This is a genomic window from Kitasatospora sp. NPDC058218, from assembly GCF_042882445.1.
Lineage (GTDB): Bacteria > Actinomycetota > Actinomycetes > Streptomycetales > Streptomycetaceae > Kitasatospora.
This window is the reverse complement of record NZ_JBHVWC010000014.1, coordinates 66,245-82,183: the sequence shown is the minus strand read 5'-3', so window position 1 is coordinate 82,183 and position 15,939 is coordinate 66,245. Positions and strand designations below refer to the sequence as shown.

General features: G+C 76.1%; 14 protein-coding genes. 9 read left to right on the top strand and 5 right to left on the bottom strand.

Features of this window, described 5'->3' with window-relative positions:
* The first annotated feature begins 22 nt into the window (after positions 1-22).
* The 3 genes from ACFVYI_RS11330 to ACFVYI_RS11320 all read left to right on the top strand — a co-directional run bounded on the left by ACFVYI_RS11330 (position 23) and on the right by ACFVYI_RS11320 (position 2,755).
* The gene (locus ACFVYI_RS11330) at positions 23-1,015 is read left to right on the top strand and encodes a helix-turn-helix domain-containing protein (protein WP_387883550.1); all 993 of its coding nucleotides are present in this window, start codon (positions 23-25) and stop codon (positions 1,013-1,015) included.
* Between the two features lie 241 nt (positions 1,016-1,256).
* Positions 1,257-1,790 (top strand): SigE family RNA polymerase sigma factor, encoded by a 534-nt coding sequence (locus ACFVYI_RS11325; RefSeq protein WP_387883547.1) that lies wholly within the window; start codon positions 1,257-1,259, stop codon positions 1,788-1,790.
* A gap of 2 nt (positions 1,791-1,792) precedes the next feature.
* Entirely contained in the window at positions 1,793-2,755 is a 963-nt protein-coding gene (locus ACFVYI_RS11320; RefSeq protein ID WP_387883545.1) for a hypothetical protein, read from the top strand.
* A gap of 22 nt (positions 2,756-2,777) precedes the next feature.
* On the opposite strand, the gene ACFVYI_RS11315 is transcribed toward ACFVYI_RS11320, so the two are convergent.
* The 3 genes from ACFVYI_RS11315 to ACFVYI_RS11305 all read right to left on the bottom strand — a co-directional run bounded on the left by ACFVYI_RS11315 (position 2,778) and on the right by ACFVYI_RS11305 (position 6,678).
* Positions 2,778-4,340, bottom strand: coding sequence for a carboxyl transferase domain-containing protein (locus ACFVYI_RS11315; RefSeq protein WP_387883542.1), 1,563 nt, complete (start codon positions 4,338-4,340; stop codon positions 2,778-2,780).
* Between the two features lie 320 nt (positions 4,341-4,660).
* Positions 4,661-5,503 (bottom strand): sirohydrochlorin chelatase, encoded by an 843-nt coding sequence (locus ACFVYI_RS11310; RefSeq protein WP_387883539.1) that lies wholly within the window; start codon positions 5,501-5,503, stop codon positions 4,661-4,663.
* Between the two features lie 26 nt (positions 5,504-5,529).
* Positions 5,530-6,678 (bottom strand): uroporphyrinogen-III synthase, encoded by a 1,149-nt coding sequence (locus ACFVYI_RS11305; RefSeq protein ID WP_387883537.1) that lies wholly within the window; start codon positions 6,676-6,678, stop codon positions 5,530-5,532.
* Between the two features lie 322 nt (positions 6,679-7,000).
* Between ACFVYI_RS11305 and nirB the strand changes: the two genes are divergently transcribed.
* From nirB to ACFVYI_RS11290, 3 genes are read left to right on the top strand one after another with little or no spacing between them, the layout of a single operon-like run.
* Positions 7,001-9,595, top strand: coding sequence for a nitrite reductase large subunit NirB (gene nirB, locus ACFVYI_RS11300; RefSeq protein ID WP_387883534.1), 2,595 nt, complete (start codon positions 7,001-7,003; stop codon positions 9,593-9,595).
* The gene (nirD, locus tag ACFVYI_RS11295) at positions 9,592-10,020 is read left to right on the top strand and encodes a nitrite reductase small subunit NirD (protein ID WP_387883531.1); all 429 of its coding nucleotides are present in this window, start codon (positions 9,592-9,594) and stop codon (positions 10,018-10,020) included. Before nirB ends, nirD begins: the two co-directional genes overlap by 4 nt.
* On the top strand, positions 10,017-11,375 hold the full coding sequence (locus ACFVYI_RS11290; protein WP_387883528.1) for a nitrate/nitrite transporter: 1,359 nt from the start codon (positions 10,017-10,019) through the stop codon (positions 11,373-11,375). Before nirD ends, ACFVYI_RS11290 begins: the two co-directional genes overlap by 4 nt.
* Before the next feature lie 49 nt (positions 11,376-11,424).
* On the opposite strand, the gene ACFVYI_RS11285 is transcribed toward ACFVYI_RS11290, so the two are convergent.
* On the bottom strand, positions 11,425-12,531 hold the full coding sequence (locus tag ACFVYI_RS11285) for a hypothetical protein (protein WP_387883527.1): 1,107 nt from the start codon (positions 12,529-12,531) through the stop codon (positions 11,425-11,427).
* Positions 12,532-12,848: 317 nt separating this feature from the next.
* Here ACFVYI_RS11285 and ACFVYI_RS11280 point away from each other — a divergent pair, with 317 nt between their 5' ends.
* The 3 genes from ACFVYI_RS11280 (at position 12,849) to ACFVYI_RS11270 (ending at position 14,711) form a co-directional block, all read left to right on the top strand.
* The gene (locus ACFVYI_RS11280; protein ID WP_387883525.1) at positions 12,849-13,520 is read left to right on the top strand and encodes a TetR/AcrR family transcriptional regulator; all 672 of its coding nucleotides are present in this window, start codon (positions 12,849-12,851) and stop codon (positions 13,518-13,520) included.
* A gap of 197 nt (positions 13,521-13,717) precedes the next feature.
* Positions 13,718-14,317, top strand: a complete 600-nt coding sequence (locus tag ACFVYI_RS11275; RefSeq protein ID WP_387883522.1) for a universal stress protein — start codon at positions 13,718-13,720, stop codon at positions 14,315-14,317.
* A 4-nt stretch (positions 14,318-14,321) separates the two neighbouring features.
* Complete coding sequence (locus ACFVYI_RS11270) at positions 14,322-14,711, top strand: hypothetical protein (protein ID WP_387883519.1); 390 nt, start codon at positions 14,322-14,324, stop codon at positions 14,709-14,711.
* A gap of 36 nt (positions 14,712-14,747) precedes the next feature.
* On the opposite strand, the gene ACFVYI_RS11265 is transcribed toward ACFVYI_RS11270, so the two are convergent.
* Entirely contained in the window at positions 14,748-15,524 is a 777-nt protein-coding gene (locus ACFVYI_RS11265) for an alpha/beta hydrolase (protein ID WP_387883517.1), read from the bottom strand.
* Positions 15,525-15,939: the final 415 nt, after the last annotated feature.

Here is a 15,939-nt window from a genome sequence, read left to right as displayed (position 1 = left end):
AGGGCCACCCATACTGAGACGCATGAACGGGGTGGAACGAGTGCGGCGTACGGACCGGGCGAACGGCGGAGGGGCGGACGGGCCGGGCCCCGCCGACGGGGCGGGCGGGGGCGGCGGGGACGGGGTGATCGACGGGGTCGGCGACACCCGGCGGGCGCTCGGCGGATTCCTGCGGGCCCGCCGCGGTCGCGTCGCGCCCGAGGACGTCGGCCTCGCCGGCGGCCGCCACCGGAGGGTCCGCGGGCTGCGCCGCGAGGAGCTGGCCCAGCTCGCCGGGATCAGCGTCGACTACTACGTCCGCCTCGAACAGGGCCGGGCCACCCAGCCGTCCACCGAGGTGCTCGACGCCCTCGCCCGGGCCCTCGGCCTCGACGCCGCCGAGCGCCGGCACCTCGCCACCCTGGCCGGAGCCCGGGGCGGCACCGCTCCCGCGGCGCGGGTCAGTCCGCAACTGCGGCGGCTCCTGGACGCCGTCGTCCACTTCCCCGCCTTTGCGACGACCCCCCACCTCGACGTGGTGGCCTGGAACGCCCTGGGAGCCGAACTGATGGGCGGGCTCGGCGATCCCGGCCGGCGGGACGGCAACAACGCCAGGTTCCTGTTCTGCGACCCCGCCTCCCGGGATGTCCACCCCGAGTGGGAGGACCGGGCCCGCGAGGCCGTCGGCCAGTTGCGGGTCTCCGCCGGGAGCTACCCCGACGACACGGAGCTGGCCGCGCTGATCACCGAACTGTCGGCGCGCAGTGCGGACTTCCGGCGGATCTGGGCCACCGGCGAGATCGTGGTGTGCGGCGCGGGCCGCAAACGGCTGCGGCACCCGGCGGCGGGGCTGCTCACCCTGGACTACGAGACGCTGCACGTGCCGGCCGCGCCGGGCGAGACGGGCCTGGTCGTGCACGTGTTCAGCGCGGAGGAGGGCAGCCCGGAGGCCGCCGCCCTGGCCGGGCTGGCCGGGCTCGTGGCGGCGCCGTCGCAGGCGGGAGCGGCCCGGCCGGTGCAGTACTCCGACGCCTGAGGCGTTTCGCGGAAGGGCACGGGCGGGGCGGCCGGTAGGGGCCGGCCGGTAGGCGGGGCGCCGCCTACCCCGAGCGTTGCCAACCCGGGCATCCCCGCCGGCGCGGAACCACGGCCCGACGCCCCCTCACCTCCTCCGTACCGCACCGCGCGGCGCCGCGCGCGGGGGCGAACCGCACCGGGTCGGCCGCGGAGGAAGCGGTTTCGGCCCGGTCTGGGCTCAGGAGGGTGAGGAGGTGCTCATGGGAGAAACGAAGACCGACCGGGACGACGAGTTCCAGGCGTTCATCGTCGGGGCCTGGCCACGGCTGCTGCGTACGGCGTACCTGCTGGCCGGGGAGCAGTACGCGGCCGAGGACCTGGTGCAGTCCGCGGCGGAGAAGGCCTGCGCGGCCTGGGGGAAGGTACGGCGGGCGGAGGATCCGTACGCCTACGTGCGGCGGATCCTGGTGAACCAGCACGCCCGCCGCTTCCGGCGCCGTCTGCCGGAACTGCTGGTCAACGCCGTGCCGGAGACGGCGGGCGAGGAGGACGGCTACGCGCGCTCCGACCAGCGCTCGGCCTTGCTGGCCGCGCTCGCCACCCTGCCGCCGCGCCAGCGCGAGGCCGTGGTGCTGCGTCACTGGGAGGACCTGAGCGACAGCCAGGCCGCCGCGGCGATGGGCTGCTCGGTGGGTGCGGTGCGCAGCCAGGCGGCGAAGGGGATAGCGAGGCTCCGCGAGGTCTCGGTGCTGAAGGAACTCAAGGGCATGACACACGTCGGAGGTGCGGTATGAGCATGCGCGGCAACGACCGGACGGGCGCCACGGGCGCGGCGGACGACGGTGACACGGCGGTGTGGGTCGGGCTCGGGCTGGCGGAGGCCGCGGCCGGGGCGCAGGTCGGGGCGGCGCCACTGCCGGAGATCATGGCGGGCGGCCGCCGGTTGCGGCGTCGGCGCCGGACCCTGGTGGGGGCGGTCGCGCTGGGATCGGTGGTGATCCTGGCCGGTGGCACGATGGCGGGTCTGCACGGGGCCTCCGCGGGCAGCGGCCCGGTGGGGACGATCGCCCCGGCCGGCTCGGGGACCGGGGGCGGCACCGGGGGAGGGCCGGCACCCGACACGTCCGCCGCTCCCACGGCCACGCCGTCCGCGGCGGCGGTCCGCGACCCCTTCGCCCCGAGCCGGACGGTGGTCGCCGAGGGGCGCACCGCCGACGGCAAGGAGTGGAAGCTGTGGATCGCGCTGTGGCCGCTCGCCCGGCAGGACCAGGCGTACCAGCAGGCCCAGGCCGTCTGGCAGGAGCGGCACGCCGCGGACCCGGAGCTCACAGCCCCGACGGAGGCGTTCGTCCAGCAGTACTGGCAGCCCCAGGAGGACGTCACCAACACGTACTTCACGGTGGACGGGGTGCGCCTCGGCCATGACTCCCAGGGCAGCGTCCGGGCGCCGTCCGCGCCCGCGGAGCCCGTCGACACGGTGGGCTCGCTCAGCGGGGGCCTGGTCGGTCACCGGGGCAAGGACGACACCGTGGCCCCGCTCGACGTGGTGATGGCCCGTCTCGATCCCAACATGGGCCGGGTGACGGTGACCTGGACGGACGGTACGACCTACGAGCCGCCGCAGGTCACCGTGGGGGACTCCCCGATCCGCTGGATCGCGGTGGCCCGGCCGGAGGGCAAGACGGCGAAGTCGTGGCAGGTCTTCGACCGCAACGGCGTGAAGATGAAGGGCGGTGACTACGTCGGCTTCCTGAAGTGAGGGCCGGCCTGCGGCGTATGTCCTAGGCGGAGGCACCCGGAGCGGTGAGCGCGTCCCCGAGGCGGCGGTGGCGCCGGGCGCGGGCGGTGAGCCGTTCGGCCTCCGGCACCCCGGCGAGTGCGCCGAGTGCCGCGCCGACCGCCCGCCCGAGCCGGTCGCAGAACGCGGCCGGCTCGTCGGCGGCGTCCGGCAGCTCCGGTACCACGGCGTCGACCAGGCCGACGGCCGCCAGGTCGTCGGCGCCGATGCCCTGCGAGCGGGCGAGTTCGGCGGCGTGCGCGCCGTCCCGGTGGACGATCGCGGAGGCGCCCTCGGGCGGCAGCGGCGCCAGCCAGGCATGGCCGGCGGCGAGTACCCGGTCGGCGGGCAGCAGGGCGAGTGCGCCGCCGCCCGAGCCCTGACCGAGCAGCACCGCCAGCACCGGCGTGCGCAGGGCGAGCAGGGTGGTCAGGCAGTGCGCGATCTCGACGGCGATGCCGTCCAGTTCGGCCGCCGCGGACAGCTCGGCGCCGGCCGTGTCGACCACGGTGACCAGCGGCAGGCCGAGTTGCTCGGCCAGCCGGGCGCTGCGGCGCACGGCACGCAGGTCGGCGGCGGTGAACGGCCGCTCGTGGTCCGGCCCCTGCCGCTGCTGGCCGACGACGAGTGCGGGCTGCCCGTGCAGCACCGCGAGGGCCCGTACCAGTGCGCCGTCCCGGCCGCCGGGCGCGTCCAGCAGTACCAGCTCCTCGGCGGTCCGGCGCAGCAACTCGCGGGTTCCCGGCCGGTCGGGGCGGCGGGTGCGCCGCACCGAGTCCCAGGCGTCCGGCCGTTCGGCGGGCGCGGAACCCGGCCCGGTCCCGGTCCCGGCCACGTACGCGTACGCGGATTCGGCCGCGGACCCGGTCGGGGCGCCGGGCGCTCCGGTCGGGGCCAGCACGGCCAGCGACCGTCGCAGCACCTCCCGCAGCTCCTCCGGCGCCACCACGGCGTCCACCAGGCCGCGCCCGGCCAGGGTCTCGGCGAGCTGCACGTCCGCGGGCAGCTCCACGCCCCGCAACTCCTGGTACACCCGCGGCCCGAGGAAGCCGAGCCGGGCCCGCGGCTCGGCGAACACCAGCTGCCCCAGCGTCCCCCAGGACGCGAACACCCCGCCCATGGTGGGGTTGCGCAGATAGCAGAGGTACGGGAGACCGGCCGCGCGGTGCGCCTGGACGGCGGCGGTGATGCGCAGCATGCAGAGGAAGGCCGCCGAGCCCTCCTGCATCCGCGTCCCGCCCGAGACGGGCAGGGCGACCAGCGGCAGGTGCTCGGCCGTCGCCCGTTCCACGGCCCGGGTGATCCGTTCGGCCGTGGCCACGCCGATCGACCCGCCGAGGAAGCCGAACTCGGACGCGACCAGGGCCACCTCCCGTCCGGCGAGCAGCCCGACCCCGGTGACCACCGCCTCGTCCACCCCGGTGCGTTCGCGCGCCCGGATCAGCGCGGCCCGGTAGCCGGCGTCGTCCGGCTGCGGCCCGAGCGGCTCGTCCCAGCTCCGGAAGGTGCCCGGATCCACCAGCAGACCGATGAGTTGACGTGCCGTCAGCGCACTTCCGGTACCCAAGACCCACCCCTGTCGCCCGACCCGCCCACATCGACAAGATCCACCCTACGCAGCGGCCGCTCGCCCGTCCCGGACCGACGTGCGGGTGTGATCGGGTCGACAGTTCCGGGGCCGGCACGCCGTCGCGGTCCGGGTGGGCCTTGGGCATGACGGCCGCCGTGGAGACCGAAACGCTCGTCGACACCTGGCGCCGGCTCATCACCCACCCGGCCGAGTCCCGGGTGCTGTTCGAACACGGGACCTGTGTCGGTGCCGGTCGGTCCGGACGGCACCGACCGTCTCGCCGACCGGCCTGAGCGGGACCGCTGCCGGCGGCTGCTTCAGCGGGCGGCGGCCTCCTCCCGCCGGCGCGGAGCCGGGGGGTCCGCACGGTCGGTGCCGCCGACACGGGCCAGGTCGTAGCGCTCGGCGACCAGGCGGGCCAGTGCGTCGTGCGCGCCGAGCGGGGCGCCGGTCCAGCGGGCGCCGGTGTCGGCGGCCCGGTCGGCGAAGAACCCGGGACCGAGCAGGTACGTGGCGACCGCGACCCGGCGGTGGCCGGCCGCGTGCAGGGCCTCGACCGCCTCGCGCGGGGTCGGCCGGGCCGCCGAGAGGTAGGCGGGGACGACCGGCCGTCCGTCCCCGAGCCGCCGGTGCAGCAGCCGGGCGGCGCGAACGGTGTCCGCCACGGCCGCCGGGTCGGAGGAGCCGGCCGCGGCGAGGACCACCGGGCCCGCGCCGGCCGGCCGGCCGCTCTCGGCGAGCCGGTCCGCGAGGGCGGTGGCCAGCAGCCGGCTCGGGCCGAGGGCGGGGGCGAGTCGCAGGTGCGGCAGCCCGGCGGCGGCGAGGGCGCCGGGGATGTCCACCCGCAGGTGGTAGCCGGTGCCGAGCAGCAGCGGCACGAGAACGGCCGGCTCGCCTGCGGACAAGGTGTCCAGTGCCGCGGGGAGGGCGGGCGCGGCGAGGTCCAGGAAGCAGCAGCGGACGTCGAGTTCGGGCCGCAGTGCGCGGACGCGCGCCAGCAGCGCCCTGGTCGCGGCGGCCCCGGCCGGGTTCCGGCTGCCGTGCGCGACGGCCAGCAGCACCGGGCGGCCGCCGGGCTGCGCCGGCCACGCGGCGGGCCCGCGCCGCCGGCCGGCCGCCGTCCACCGGTCCCGCGAGCCCGCGCCGCTCGGCTGCGCCACTGCGCCCCTCGGGGCCTCCCGGGGCATCAGCCCGCCGCCAGGCGGTAGCCGCGCTTCGGGACCGTCCGGATCAGCCCGCCGTGCGGCCCGAGCGCGGCCCGCAGCCGGCCGATCGCCGCCTCGACCGCGTGCTCGTCCGCCACCGCGTCCACCCAGACGGTGCGCAGCAGTTCGGCGCGGCTGAGCACCCGGCCCGGCCGCTCGGCGAGCGCCCGCAGGACGGCGGCGCCGCGCGGGCTCAGCCAGTGGCTCTCTCCGTCGACCAGTACGGCGTTGCCCTGGAGGGTCACCAGCCTTCCGGCGAGGGAGAGTTCGCGCCGACCGCGGCCGGGCAGCGTCTCCCCGAGGAAGCGGACCAGGGCGCCCAGCCGGCCGCGTTCGGGGAACAGGACGGGCAGGTCGAGCTCGGCGAACGGCCGGGCGCAGAGCGCGCCGACGCAGACCGGCAGCACGTCGCCGCGCAGGGCGTCCAGCAGCGGCTCCCGCAGGCCTTCGGCGGTGGCCGTCTCCACGAAGGCGGTGACCGCCGGGGCGCTGGTGAAGGTGAGCGCGTGGACCTGGCGCCGGACGGTCAGCTCGACCAGCCGCCGCACCGGGGCCGGGTCGTCCGGTGCCTCCCAGCGGTAGACCGGGACGGAGATCACCTCGGCGCCGCGCTCGCGCAGTGCGGCCGCGAAGGCGTCCAGCCGGACGCCGTGCTCCTGGACGGCGATCCGTCGGCCGGCCAACGGGCGTGCGAGCAGCCAGGTGAGCAACTCGTCGGTGGCCTCGGAGCCGGGGGAGAAGCCCTCGTCGAGACCGCTCGCCCGGACGGCGCCGGTCGCCTTGGGGCCGCGGCTGAGCACCACGGCGTCCCGGCAGGCGTCGGCCAGGGCGGTGCCCCGCCCCCACCCCTCGGCGGCGCTCATCCAGCCGCGCCAGCCGACGCCGGTGGTGGCGACCACGTAGTCCAGCGGGGCGGCGAGGCAGCGCTCGGTGGCCCGGCGCAGGGCCAGGTCGTCGGGCAGCGGCGTGATCCGCAGCACGGGGGCCTCGACCACCTGGGCGCCGCGTCGGCTGAGCAGGGCGACCAGTTCGTCGCGGCGGCGGGCCGCGGTCACCCCGATCGTGAAGCCGGTCAGTGGGCCGGGGGGCGCGCCGGGACGCGGGCCGGTGGGGGTGGGGGTGGTTGCCATGGGCGCAAGGGTGCGTTCTCCGCGTTACGGCGGGGTTGCCCGCCCGTCACCCGGGCGTTAGCGAAACCGACCCGCCGGTTACGGCTGATGTCCTGCCGCGCACCCCGCACCCGGAGCGGTGTGAGCGAGGCGTACCGCGCGTGCAACACGGGGGACCCGGTGGCGAAACGACCACCGGTCAGATTCGTGGCCAGGACGACGGCTCGCGACGGCCCGCCCACCGGACCCCCGCCGCACCGGCACGCCTGAGCCTCCCCCGCCGCGGAGACGCGTCCCGCGGCAACCCGCATCCGCACCCCCGTACGACCCGAGGAGTACCGCGATGACGTCGCACCCGCCCGACCCACCACGGGACCTCGTCCTGGTCGGCCACGGCATGGTCGGCCAGCGCTTCCTGGAGGCCTTCACCGAGCAGCCCGGCGCCGGGCGCTGGAGGGTCACCGTCCTGGCCGAGGAGCCGCGCCCCGCCTACGACCGCGTCCACCTCAGCTCGCTGTTCGACGGCCGCACACCCGAGGACCTCGCGCTCTGCCCGCCCGGCTTCCTCGCCGAGCACGGCATCGACCTGCGTCTCGGCGACCCGGTCACCGCCGTCGACCGCGCCGCCCGCACGGTCACCACCCGGGCCGGGCGGCAGGTGCGCTACGACGCCCTGGTGCTGGCCACCGGCTCCGCCCCCTTCGTGCCGCCCGTCCCCGGCCACGACGCCGCCGGCTGCCACGTCTACCGGACCATCGAGGACCTGGACGCGATCCGCGCCGACGCCGCCCCGGCGACGACCGGCGTGGTGGTCGGCGGCGGCCTGCTCGGCCTGGAGGCCGCCGGCGCGCTGCGCGCGACGGGCCTGAGCACCCACGTGGTCGAGTTCGCGCCCCGACTGATGGCCGTCCAGGTCGACGAGGGCGGCGGGGCCGTGCTCCGCCGCAAGATCGAGGACCTCGGCGTGACCGTGCACACCAGCGCCGCCGCCGACGCCGTGGAGACCGGGCCCACGGGCCGGGTCAGGGCGCTGACCCTCTCCGACGGCCGCGAACTCGCCGCCGACCTGGTGGTGTTCTCCGCCGGCATCCGCCCGCGCGACGCGCTCGCCCGCGACTGCGGCCTGCCGGTCGGGGTCCGTGGTGGCATCGTGGTCGACGAGCGCTGCCGCACCGCCGACCCGGCCGTCCTGGCCATCGGCGAGTGCGCCCAGGCGGCCGACGGCCGGGTCTACGGCCTGGTCGCCCCCGGGTACCAGATGGCCGAGACCGCCGCCCGCGAACTGGCCGGCCGCCCCGGCGACGGCTTCGCCGGCGCCGACACCTCCACCAAGCTCAAGCTGCTCGGCGTGGACGTGGCCAGCTTCGGCGATCCGCACGGCGCCGCGGAGGGCGCCCTCGACGTGCTGTACAGCGACAGCCGGCTCGGCGTCTACCGCAAGCTGGTGATCGGCGCCGACGGCGCACTGCTGGGCGGCGTCCTGGTCGGCGACACCGGCGCCTACGGCGCGCTGCGCCCGCTCGCCGCGGCCGGCCGGCCGCTGACCGTCCCGCCCGAACAGCTGGTGCTGCCCGCCGGGTCGGGCGCCGCCGGCCCGGTCGCGCTGCCCGACGAGGCGGTGCTCTGCTCCTGCCACAACGTCACCCAGGGCACCGTCCGCGCCGCCGTCCACGAGCAGGGCTGCGACAGCGTCGGCGCCGTCAAGAAGTGCACCCGGGCCGGCACCGGCTGCGGCAGCTGCCTCAAGCAGCTCGCCACCGTCGTGACCGAGGAGCTGGCGGCGACCGGCGTGGCCACCCGGACCGGCCTGTGCGAGCACTTCCCGCAGACCCGAGCGGAGTTGTACGAGATCGTCCGGGTCACCGGCATCACCGGCTTCTCCGAACTCCTGGACCGGTACGGGCGCGGCGAGGGCTGCGAGGTGTGCAAGCCGACCGTCGCCTCCGTGCTGGCCAGTCTCGGCGGCGGCCACATCCTGGACGGCGAGCAGGCCGCGCTGCAGGACTCCAACGACCACTTCCTCGCCAACCTCCAGCGCAACGGCTCCTATTCGGTGGTGCCGCGGGTGCCCGGTGGTGAGATCACCCCCGAGGGGCTGATCACGATCGGCGAGATCGCCCGCGACTACGGCCTCTACACCAAGATCACCGGCGGTCAGCGGATCGACCTCCTCGGCGCCACCGTGGATCAACTCCCCGGCATCTGGGCCCGATTGGTGGACGCCGGCTTCGAGTCCGGACACGCCTACGGCAAGGCGCTGCGCACCGTGAAGTCCTGTGTCGGCGAGACCTGGTGCCGCTACGGCGTGCAGGACTCCGTCGCCCTCGCGATCGAGCTCGAACTGCGTTACCGGGGCCTGCGCTCCCCGCACAAGCTCAAGTCGGCGGTCTCCGGCTGTGCGCGCGAGTGTGCCGAGGCGCAGAGCAAGGACTTCGGCGTGATCGCCACCTCGGCCGGCTGGAACCTCTACGTCGGCGGCAACGGCGGCATGACGCCCCGTCACGCCGACCTGTTGGCGGCCGATCTGGACCGCGAGACGCTGATCCGCACCATCGACCGCTATCTGATGTTCTACATCCGCACCGCCGACCGCCTGGAGCGCACCTCGGTCTGGCTGGACCGTCTGGAGGGCGGCCTGGACCACCTGCGCGCGGTGGTGGTCGAGGACGCGCTCGGCATCGCCGCCGAACTCGACGAATTGATGATCCGTCACATCGACGGCTACCAGGACGAATGGGCGGCCACCCTGGCCGATCCCGAACGGCTGCGGCGGTTCTCCTCCTTCGTCAACGCCCCCGGCACGCCCGACCCGGCGATCACCTTCGTCCCCGAACGCGGCCAGATCCGGCCCGCCCGCCCCGGCGAGGACGGGCGCGTCCTCACCACCCCCGCCCCGGTCCTGGTGGCCGGGCCCCGACTGGAGGTGCTCACCCCGTGACCGTGGAAATCCACGACGGCACCCGCTGGCGACCCGTCTGCACCCTCGACGACCTGCAGCCCGGGCGCGGAGTGGCCGTGCTGCTCGACGGCGAGCAGGTGGCCGTCTTCCGGGACCGCGCCGGCGCCCTGCACGCCGTCGACAACCGGGACCCGTTCAGCGGCGCCCAGGTGCTCTCCCGCGGCCTGCTCGGCAGCCGCGGCGACCGGCCCACCCTGGCGTCGCCGATGTACAAGCAGGTCTTCGACCTGACCGACGGCCGTTGCCTCGACGAGGAGACCGCCCCCGACGGCAGCCCCGCCGTCCTCAGGCTCTGGCCGGTCCGCGGCGCGGCGAAGCCGACTCCCGTCGCGGCCCGCGCCACCGCCACCCGTGCCCCCGCCCGCGTCACCGCCGGCGCCACCGTGAAGGAGGACACGGCATGAGCGCCGTCGTCGAGACCGGACCCCCCGGTGGCAGAACCGCGCCGGCCGCGCTCACCGGATGGGACCCGGAGGACACCGCGTTCTGGGACCGGACCGGCGCCCGGATCGCCCGGCGCAACCTGGTCTTCTCGGTGCTCTCCGAGCACATCGGCTTCTCGGTCTGGAGCCTCTGGTCGGTGCTCGTGCTCTTCCTCGGGCCCGAGTACCACATCGACACGGCCGGCAAGTTCACCCTGACCGCCCTGCCGACCGCGCTCGGCGCGGTGCTGCGCCTGCCGTACACCTTCGCGGTGGCGCGGTTCGGCGGCCGGAACTGGACGGTGGCCAGCGCGTTGCTGCTGCTCGTCCCCACCGCGCTCGCGGCGCTGGTGCTGACCCCGGGCGTCCCCTACGGCACGCTGCTGGCGGTCGCGTGCGTCGCCGGCGTCGGCGGCGGCAACTTCGCCTCCTCGATGGCCAACATCAACGCCTTCTACCCGCACCGCCTCAAGGGCTGGGCGCTGGGCATCAACGCCGGCGGCGGCAACCTGGGCGTCCCGGCGGTGCAACTGCTCGGCCTGCTGGTGCTCGCGACGGCGGGCGCGACCCACCCCCGGCTGCTGCCGCTGCTCTACCTGCCGCTGATCGTGCTGGCGGCGGCCGGGGCCTGGTGGCGGATGGACAACCTGGCCGCCCCGCCGCGCGGCGAGGGCCGGGCGCTGCGCGAGGTCGCCCGCGACCCGTACGGCTGGGCGGTCTCCACCCTGTACATCGGTACCTTCGGGTCGTTCATCGGCTTCGGCTTCGCCTTCGGACAGGTGCTCCAGGTGCAGTTCCACGACCGCTTCGACACCCCGGTCAAGGCCGCCGCGCTGACCTTCCTCGGGCCGCTGCTGGGCTCGCTGCTGCGGCCGGTGGGCGGCCGGCTGGCCGACCGCTGGGGCGGCGCGCGGGTCACGCTGGCGACCTTCGTGGCGATGGGCGCCGGTACGGCCGTCGTGCTGGCCGCCTCCCGGGCCGGCTCGCTGCCGCTCTTCCTGGCCGGCTTCATCGCGCTCTTCGTGCTGAGCGGCCTCGGCAACGGCTCGACGTACAAGATGATCCCGGCGCACTATCAGGCCCGGGCCCGGGCGGAGGTCGCGGCGGGGGCCGAACCGCGGACGGCCGAGGCCGACTCGCGCCGCCGGGCGGCCGCGCTGATCGGACTCGCCGGAGCGGTGGGGGCGTTCGGCGGGGTGCTGGTCAACCTGGCCTTCCGGCAGTCCTTCCTCGCCACCCACAACGGCGACGCGGCGTACCTGGGCTTCCTCGCGGCCTACCTGTGCTGCTCGGCGCTGACCTGGGCGGTCTGGCTGCGCCGGCCGCGTGCGCGCTGACCGGCAACCGGCCCCCGGGTGCGCACGGCGCCCGGGGGCCGGGCGGGGGTCAGCTGTGGACGGTCTGCCCGCAGGCGGCGCCGGGCATCGGAAGGAAGCCGTGGCTGCGGATGTCGGCCGCGCCGGCGCGGCAGATCCAGCCGTTGGGCCCGAAGACGGCGCGCAGCGCGACGCCGTGGGCGTCGGTGGCGCTCCACTCGGCCTGGCGCACGGCGGTGAACAGGGCGCGTGCGTAGTTCGACGCGCCGAACGACGCGCTGATCCGGTGGTTGAGCTGGTCCACCGGCTGCGTCCCGTCGATCGCGCGCGGGACGAGCGGGCCCGGATCGTCGCCGGGGCGGCCGTGCCCGCCGTACGTCTGGCCGAGGTAGCGGCCGACCGAGTAGGGGACGAGCGCGTTGGGGTCGTGCAGGACGGCGTCCGTGCCCTGGTTCTCGCGCTCGACGACGCTGACGCACGGACCGGCGACCAGGGCGTCCGTCGTCCCCGGCGAGCTCACCTGGGTGAGGAGGGTGGAGCTGGTGTCCGCCATCGGTCCGCTCACGCCGAACGGACTCACCGTCAGACGGCCGGCCAGGACCGGCCGGATCGTGGCGTCCGGCAGCGCGGGGTCGAGCTGACGCCAGTTGGTGACGGTGCAGCGGTAGATGGCGCGCAGCTGGGCGGTGCTGAGCCCCGCCGGGGCGTTGCCGCCGGCCGGCGCGGCCCAGGTCACGGCGTCCTTCGCCAGGAGGACGAACAGGGTGTCGGCGGGGTCACCGACTCCGGGGGGCCGGGTGCTGCGGGAGAAGTCCAGGGTGGCGGCGGAGTTGGCGTTCAGCGCGACGATGCCGGTGTCGCTGTTGAACGGACGGGCGATCGCGGTGGCCCCGGACTTGGTGGTGATCGGCGTCGTCCCGGTGGAGTCCCAGCTGTACAGCCGGGGCGAGGTGGTGTCGCCGGCGGCGGCCAACGAGGCGTTGTAGTCGGTGGAGAACTGGTTGAACAGCGACTCCGTGCCCTGCGCGCCGACGCCGACGAGGTCGGTCGCGGCGGGGGCGGGCGGGTCGGCGAGCGCGGGGGTGGTGCCGGCGAGGCCGAGTGCGGCGGCCAGCGCGAGGGCCGGGACGGCTCTGGCGGTCGGTCGGGGGGTCGGGCGAGTGGCGAGGCGGGGCATGGCGCGGTCTCCCGGTCGGTGGGCGGGCGGGGCACGGTGATCGTCGGGTCACCCGGCCGTCCACCGGAAGATCCCAGGCAGCTGGGAGGTCCGGGCGCACGCAGGTGGCGGGGGGTGCCGCCGGGCGGAGTCGCCCGATGTTCTTCCAGCGGCCGTGGTCCGCTGGGCCCGCGGACACCGGTTCGCCGCCCCGCGGGCCCGGTCGCCCGTCGACGCCGCCGGCCCCCGGCGTCCCGGCAGATCACGCCCCGCCGGAGCCCTTGCAGAGCGGTCCGAACAGGGCCGGCCGGGGCGCCCCCGGTTGCTAGGGTCCTCCCATGGCATCGAGCAGCGCGAGCACCCCCGGCCGGCTGCGGCGCGACGCGCAGCGCAACCGTGACCTGCTGCTGTCCGCCGCCCGCGACATGTTCTCCCGGCACGGCCTGGACGTCCCGCTGGACCAGATCGCCAAGGAGGCCGGGGTCGGCAACGCGACGCTGTACCGGCACTTCCCGACCCGTGAGGCGCTGATCGGCGAGGTCTTCGCCGACGCCGCCGCGCTGATCGCCGACGCGGGGGAGGAGGCGCTGGCCGCCGAGGACGCCTGGGGCGCGATCGAGCGCTACTTCGGGCGGATCTTCGAACTGGTCGCCGCCGACCGGGGCATCAACGACCTGGTCACCCAGGCCATCCCCGCCACCCCCGCGATGATCGGGATCAGCCGGCGGAACGCGGCGACGGTCGGCGTGCTGGTCGCCCGGGCGCAGGAGCAGGGCACCATGCGCCCCGATGTCGTCACCATGGACCTGCTCTTCATGCTCGGCCCGCTCTGCCGGGCCCTGCCCGCCACCACCGAGCTGCGCGCCGACCTCTGGCGCCGCTACCTGGCCCTGCTGCTCGACGGCTTCCGCACCCGGGCCACCCACCCGCTGCCGGTCCCACCGGCCGGCGAGGAGCACCTGGACAAGATGTTCGCCGACCTCTGGGAGACGGACGGCCCGGGCGCCTGACCCGGGTACCCGACCCGGGCCGCCACGGCCGCGTTCTCCCCGCTCCGGCCACCGGGCCGCCGGGAGCACCGTCAGGACGGCGTACGGATCCGCCCCCCGCGCGTCAGGGCCCCGTCAACGAACGGCCCCTTCCCCCGCCGCCCCGCTTTGCTGAATCCGACAGTGCATCAGCACGAGCCGGAAGGACGGGCAGGGCCATGGCGGACAACGGCGCCGGTATCCACGCGGAGGAACCGACGGACGAACCGGGCGACGGACGCACGGCCGACCCGCTCGGCGGACCGGACGGCCGGGGCCGCGTCGTGGTCGGGGTCAGCGGCTCGCTCGGCAGCCTCGCCGCCCTGCACCGGGCCGTCGCCGAGGCCCGCCGCACCGACGCCGAAGTCCTCGCGGTGCTCTGCTGGACGCCGGCCGGCGGCGAGTTCGGCTACCGCCGCTCCCCCTGCCCGCCCCTGTTCACCGCCTGCCGGGACGCGGCCACCGCCCGGTTGCGGCAGGCCCTGGACGACGCCTTCGGCGGCGGCCCGGCCGGTGTGCGGCTGCGCTGCCAGGCCGTCCGCGGCGAGACCGGCCAGGCGCTGGTCCGATCCGCCGACCGCGCCGACGACCTGCTCGTCCTCGGGGCCGGCGGCCGTGGCGCCCTCGCCCGCGCCCTGCGCCCGTCCGTGACGGGGTACTGCATCCGGCACGCCACCTGTCCCGTCCTGGCGGTGCCCAGGCCGCCGCTCCAGCGCGAACTCGAAGCGCTCGAACGCCACCACCACGTCCGCGTGCGGCCGCTCACCGTCGGGAGGTGACCGGATGACGCCGACCCGCCCCGGCCGCCTGTCGCCGGCCATGTCCGGAGCGGTCGCCCTGCTCGCCTGCGGCGCGCTGCTCCCCGTCCTCGCCGTCCTCGGCGAACTGCGCCCCACCTGGCTCGCCCTGGCCGCCTTCGCCACCGTCTGCGCCGCCCTCGGGCGGTACTCCCGGCCGGCGGCCGCTCCGCTGATCGCCCTGTCCGGCCGGCTCTTCCACAACGGTTTCGTCGAGCACCGCCACGGCGTCCTCGGCTGGTCCGGCTTCGGCGCCGAGGCCGCCCACTTCCTGCTCCTCGCCCTCGCCGCCCTGCTGTTCTCCCTCCCCGGCAGCCTCCCGCGCCACGTCCTGCCGACCTCGCGCGCCCGCGCCCGCCGGCACCGGGCGGCCTGAGGAGGCGGCAACCGGCGCCGCCGGTCCGGGGCGCCGCTACGGAGCGGGCGCCGGCCGGCGCGCCGGCGTTGCGGCGCGATCGTCCGGGCTCGCCGCGGCCGCCTCGGCCAGCACCCGTGCCGTCGCCCGGCCGGCGCGCACCGCGTGCTCGGCCCGGGCGGGGCGGCAGCGCTCGACGGCGGGGTCGTACTCGGTCAGCACCACACCGGCGTGGTCGGTCTCCGGCTCCAGGAGGCGTACCGGTGAGCCCTGCTCCACCAGCGCGGTGTGCAACTCCCGGGTCGCCGACGCCGGCACCAGGTCGTCGACGGTGCCGTGCACCAGCCAGACCGGGACGGGGGAGGGCCGCTCGGCGAGGTGCGTCAGCGGGGTGTCGCCCGTGGTCACGGCGGGCCGGCCGTAGGCGGAGGCGATCCCGACGGTCGCCGTCGGGCGGACCTCCTCGGGGGTGTCCGGGTGGGTGGCCAGCGCGACGGCCTCCCGGCCGCCCAGCGACCAGCCCGCCAGCACGAACCGGGTCGGATCGCCGCCGAACGCGGGTGCCTTCCGGCGGGCGTACTCGAAGGACGCCAGCAGACGGGCGCGACCGCCGTCCTCCTGGTCCGACCGCCAGTCGGGGACGAGCACCAGCAGTCCCAGCTCCGCCGCCTCCTGCGCGAGCGGCACCAGCACGTCCCGTTCGTCGGAGCCCCGCCCGTGCCAGAGCAGGACGACGGGCGCCGGCCCGTCGGCGCCCACCGGGCGGTGGACGTCCATCAGGTGGCCGGGGGTGTACTCGACCGCCTCGGGCGGGGCGGGGCGCGGACCGGTCATCCGGGGTTCTCCTCGGGTTCGGGCAGGTGTCTCCGAGCTGGTACTGTACTTCCTGTCGCGAGGGAGATGATCTCTCGTCAGGCGTCAGTGGTGCTACCGGAGCACGTCCTACTTTCAGTAGGGAGAGTCCGTTCGACCCGGGCCTGGCGCTCCAATGCGGTCGAGGTCCGGTGCCTTTCCAGGCACCGGGCCTCTTCTGCTTTCCCGGTCTGTCCGCCTTCCCGGCCCCGCCGTTTCTCCGGGGTGTCGGGTGGGTGGAGCCGGTTCGGAGCAGGGCTTCTGACCTGCTAGTCTTTCTCCTGTCGCGAGGGAGATGATTCCTCGTCAGGCGTCAGTGGTGCTACCGGAGCACGTCCTACTTTCAGTAGGGAGAGTCCGTTCGACCCGGGCCTGGCGCTCCAATGCGGTCGAGGTC

Coding starts and splice junctions, on each gene's coding strand:
- ACFVYI_RS11330 (WP_387883550.1), top strand. CDS start 23: ATGAACGGGGTGGAACGAGTGCGGCGTACGGACCGGGCGAACGGCGGA.
- ACFVYI_RS11325 (WP_387883547.1), top strand. CDS start 1,257: ATGGGAGAAACGAAGACCGACCGGGACGACGAGTTCCAGGCGTTCATC.
- ACFVYI_RS11320 (WP_387883545.1), top strand. CDS start 1,793: ATGCGCGGCAACGACCGGACGGGCGCCACGGGCGCGGCGGACGACGGT.
- ACFVYI_RS11305 (WP_387883537.1), bottom strand. CDS start 6,678: ATGGCAACCACCCCCACCCCCACCGGCCCGCGTCCCGGCGCGCCCCCC.
- nirB (WP_387883534.1), top strand. CDS start 7,001: ATGACGTCGCACCCGCCCGACCCACCACGGGACCTCGTCCTGGTCGGC.
- ACFVYI_RS11290 (WP_387883528.1), top strand. CDS start 10,017: ATGAGCGCCGTCGTCGAGACCGGACCCCCCGGTGGCAGAACCGCGCCG.
- ACFVYI_RS11285 (WP_387883527.1), bottom strand. CDS start 12,531: ATGCCCCGCCTCGCCACTCGCCCGACCCCCCGACCGACCGCCAGAGCC.
- ACFVYI_RS11280 (WP_387883525.1), top strand. CDS start 12,849: ATGGCATCGAGCAGCGCGAGCACCCCCGGCCGGCTGCGGCGCGACGCG.
- ACFVYI_RS11275 (WP_387883522.1), top strand. CDS start 13,718: ATGGCGGACAACGGCGCCGGTATCCACGCGGAGGAACCGACGGACGAA.
- ACFVYI_RS11270 (WP_387883519.1), top strand. CDS start 14,322: ATGACGCCGACCCGCCCCGGCCGCCTGTCGCCGGCCATGTCCGGAGCG.
- ACFVYI_RS11265 (WP_387883517.1), bottom strand. CDS start 15,524: ATGACCGGTCCGCGCCCCGCCCCGCCCGAGGCGGTCGAGTACACCCCC.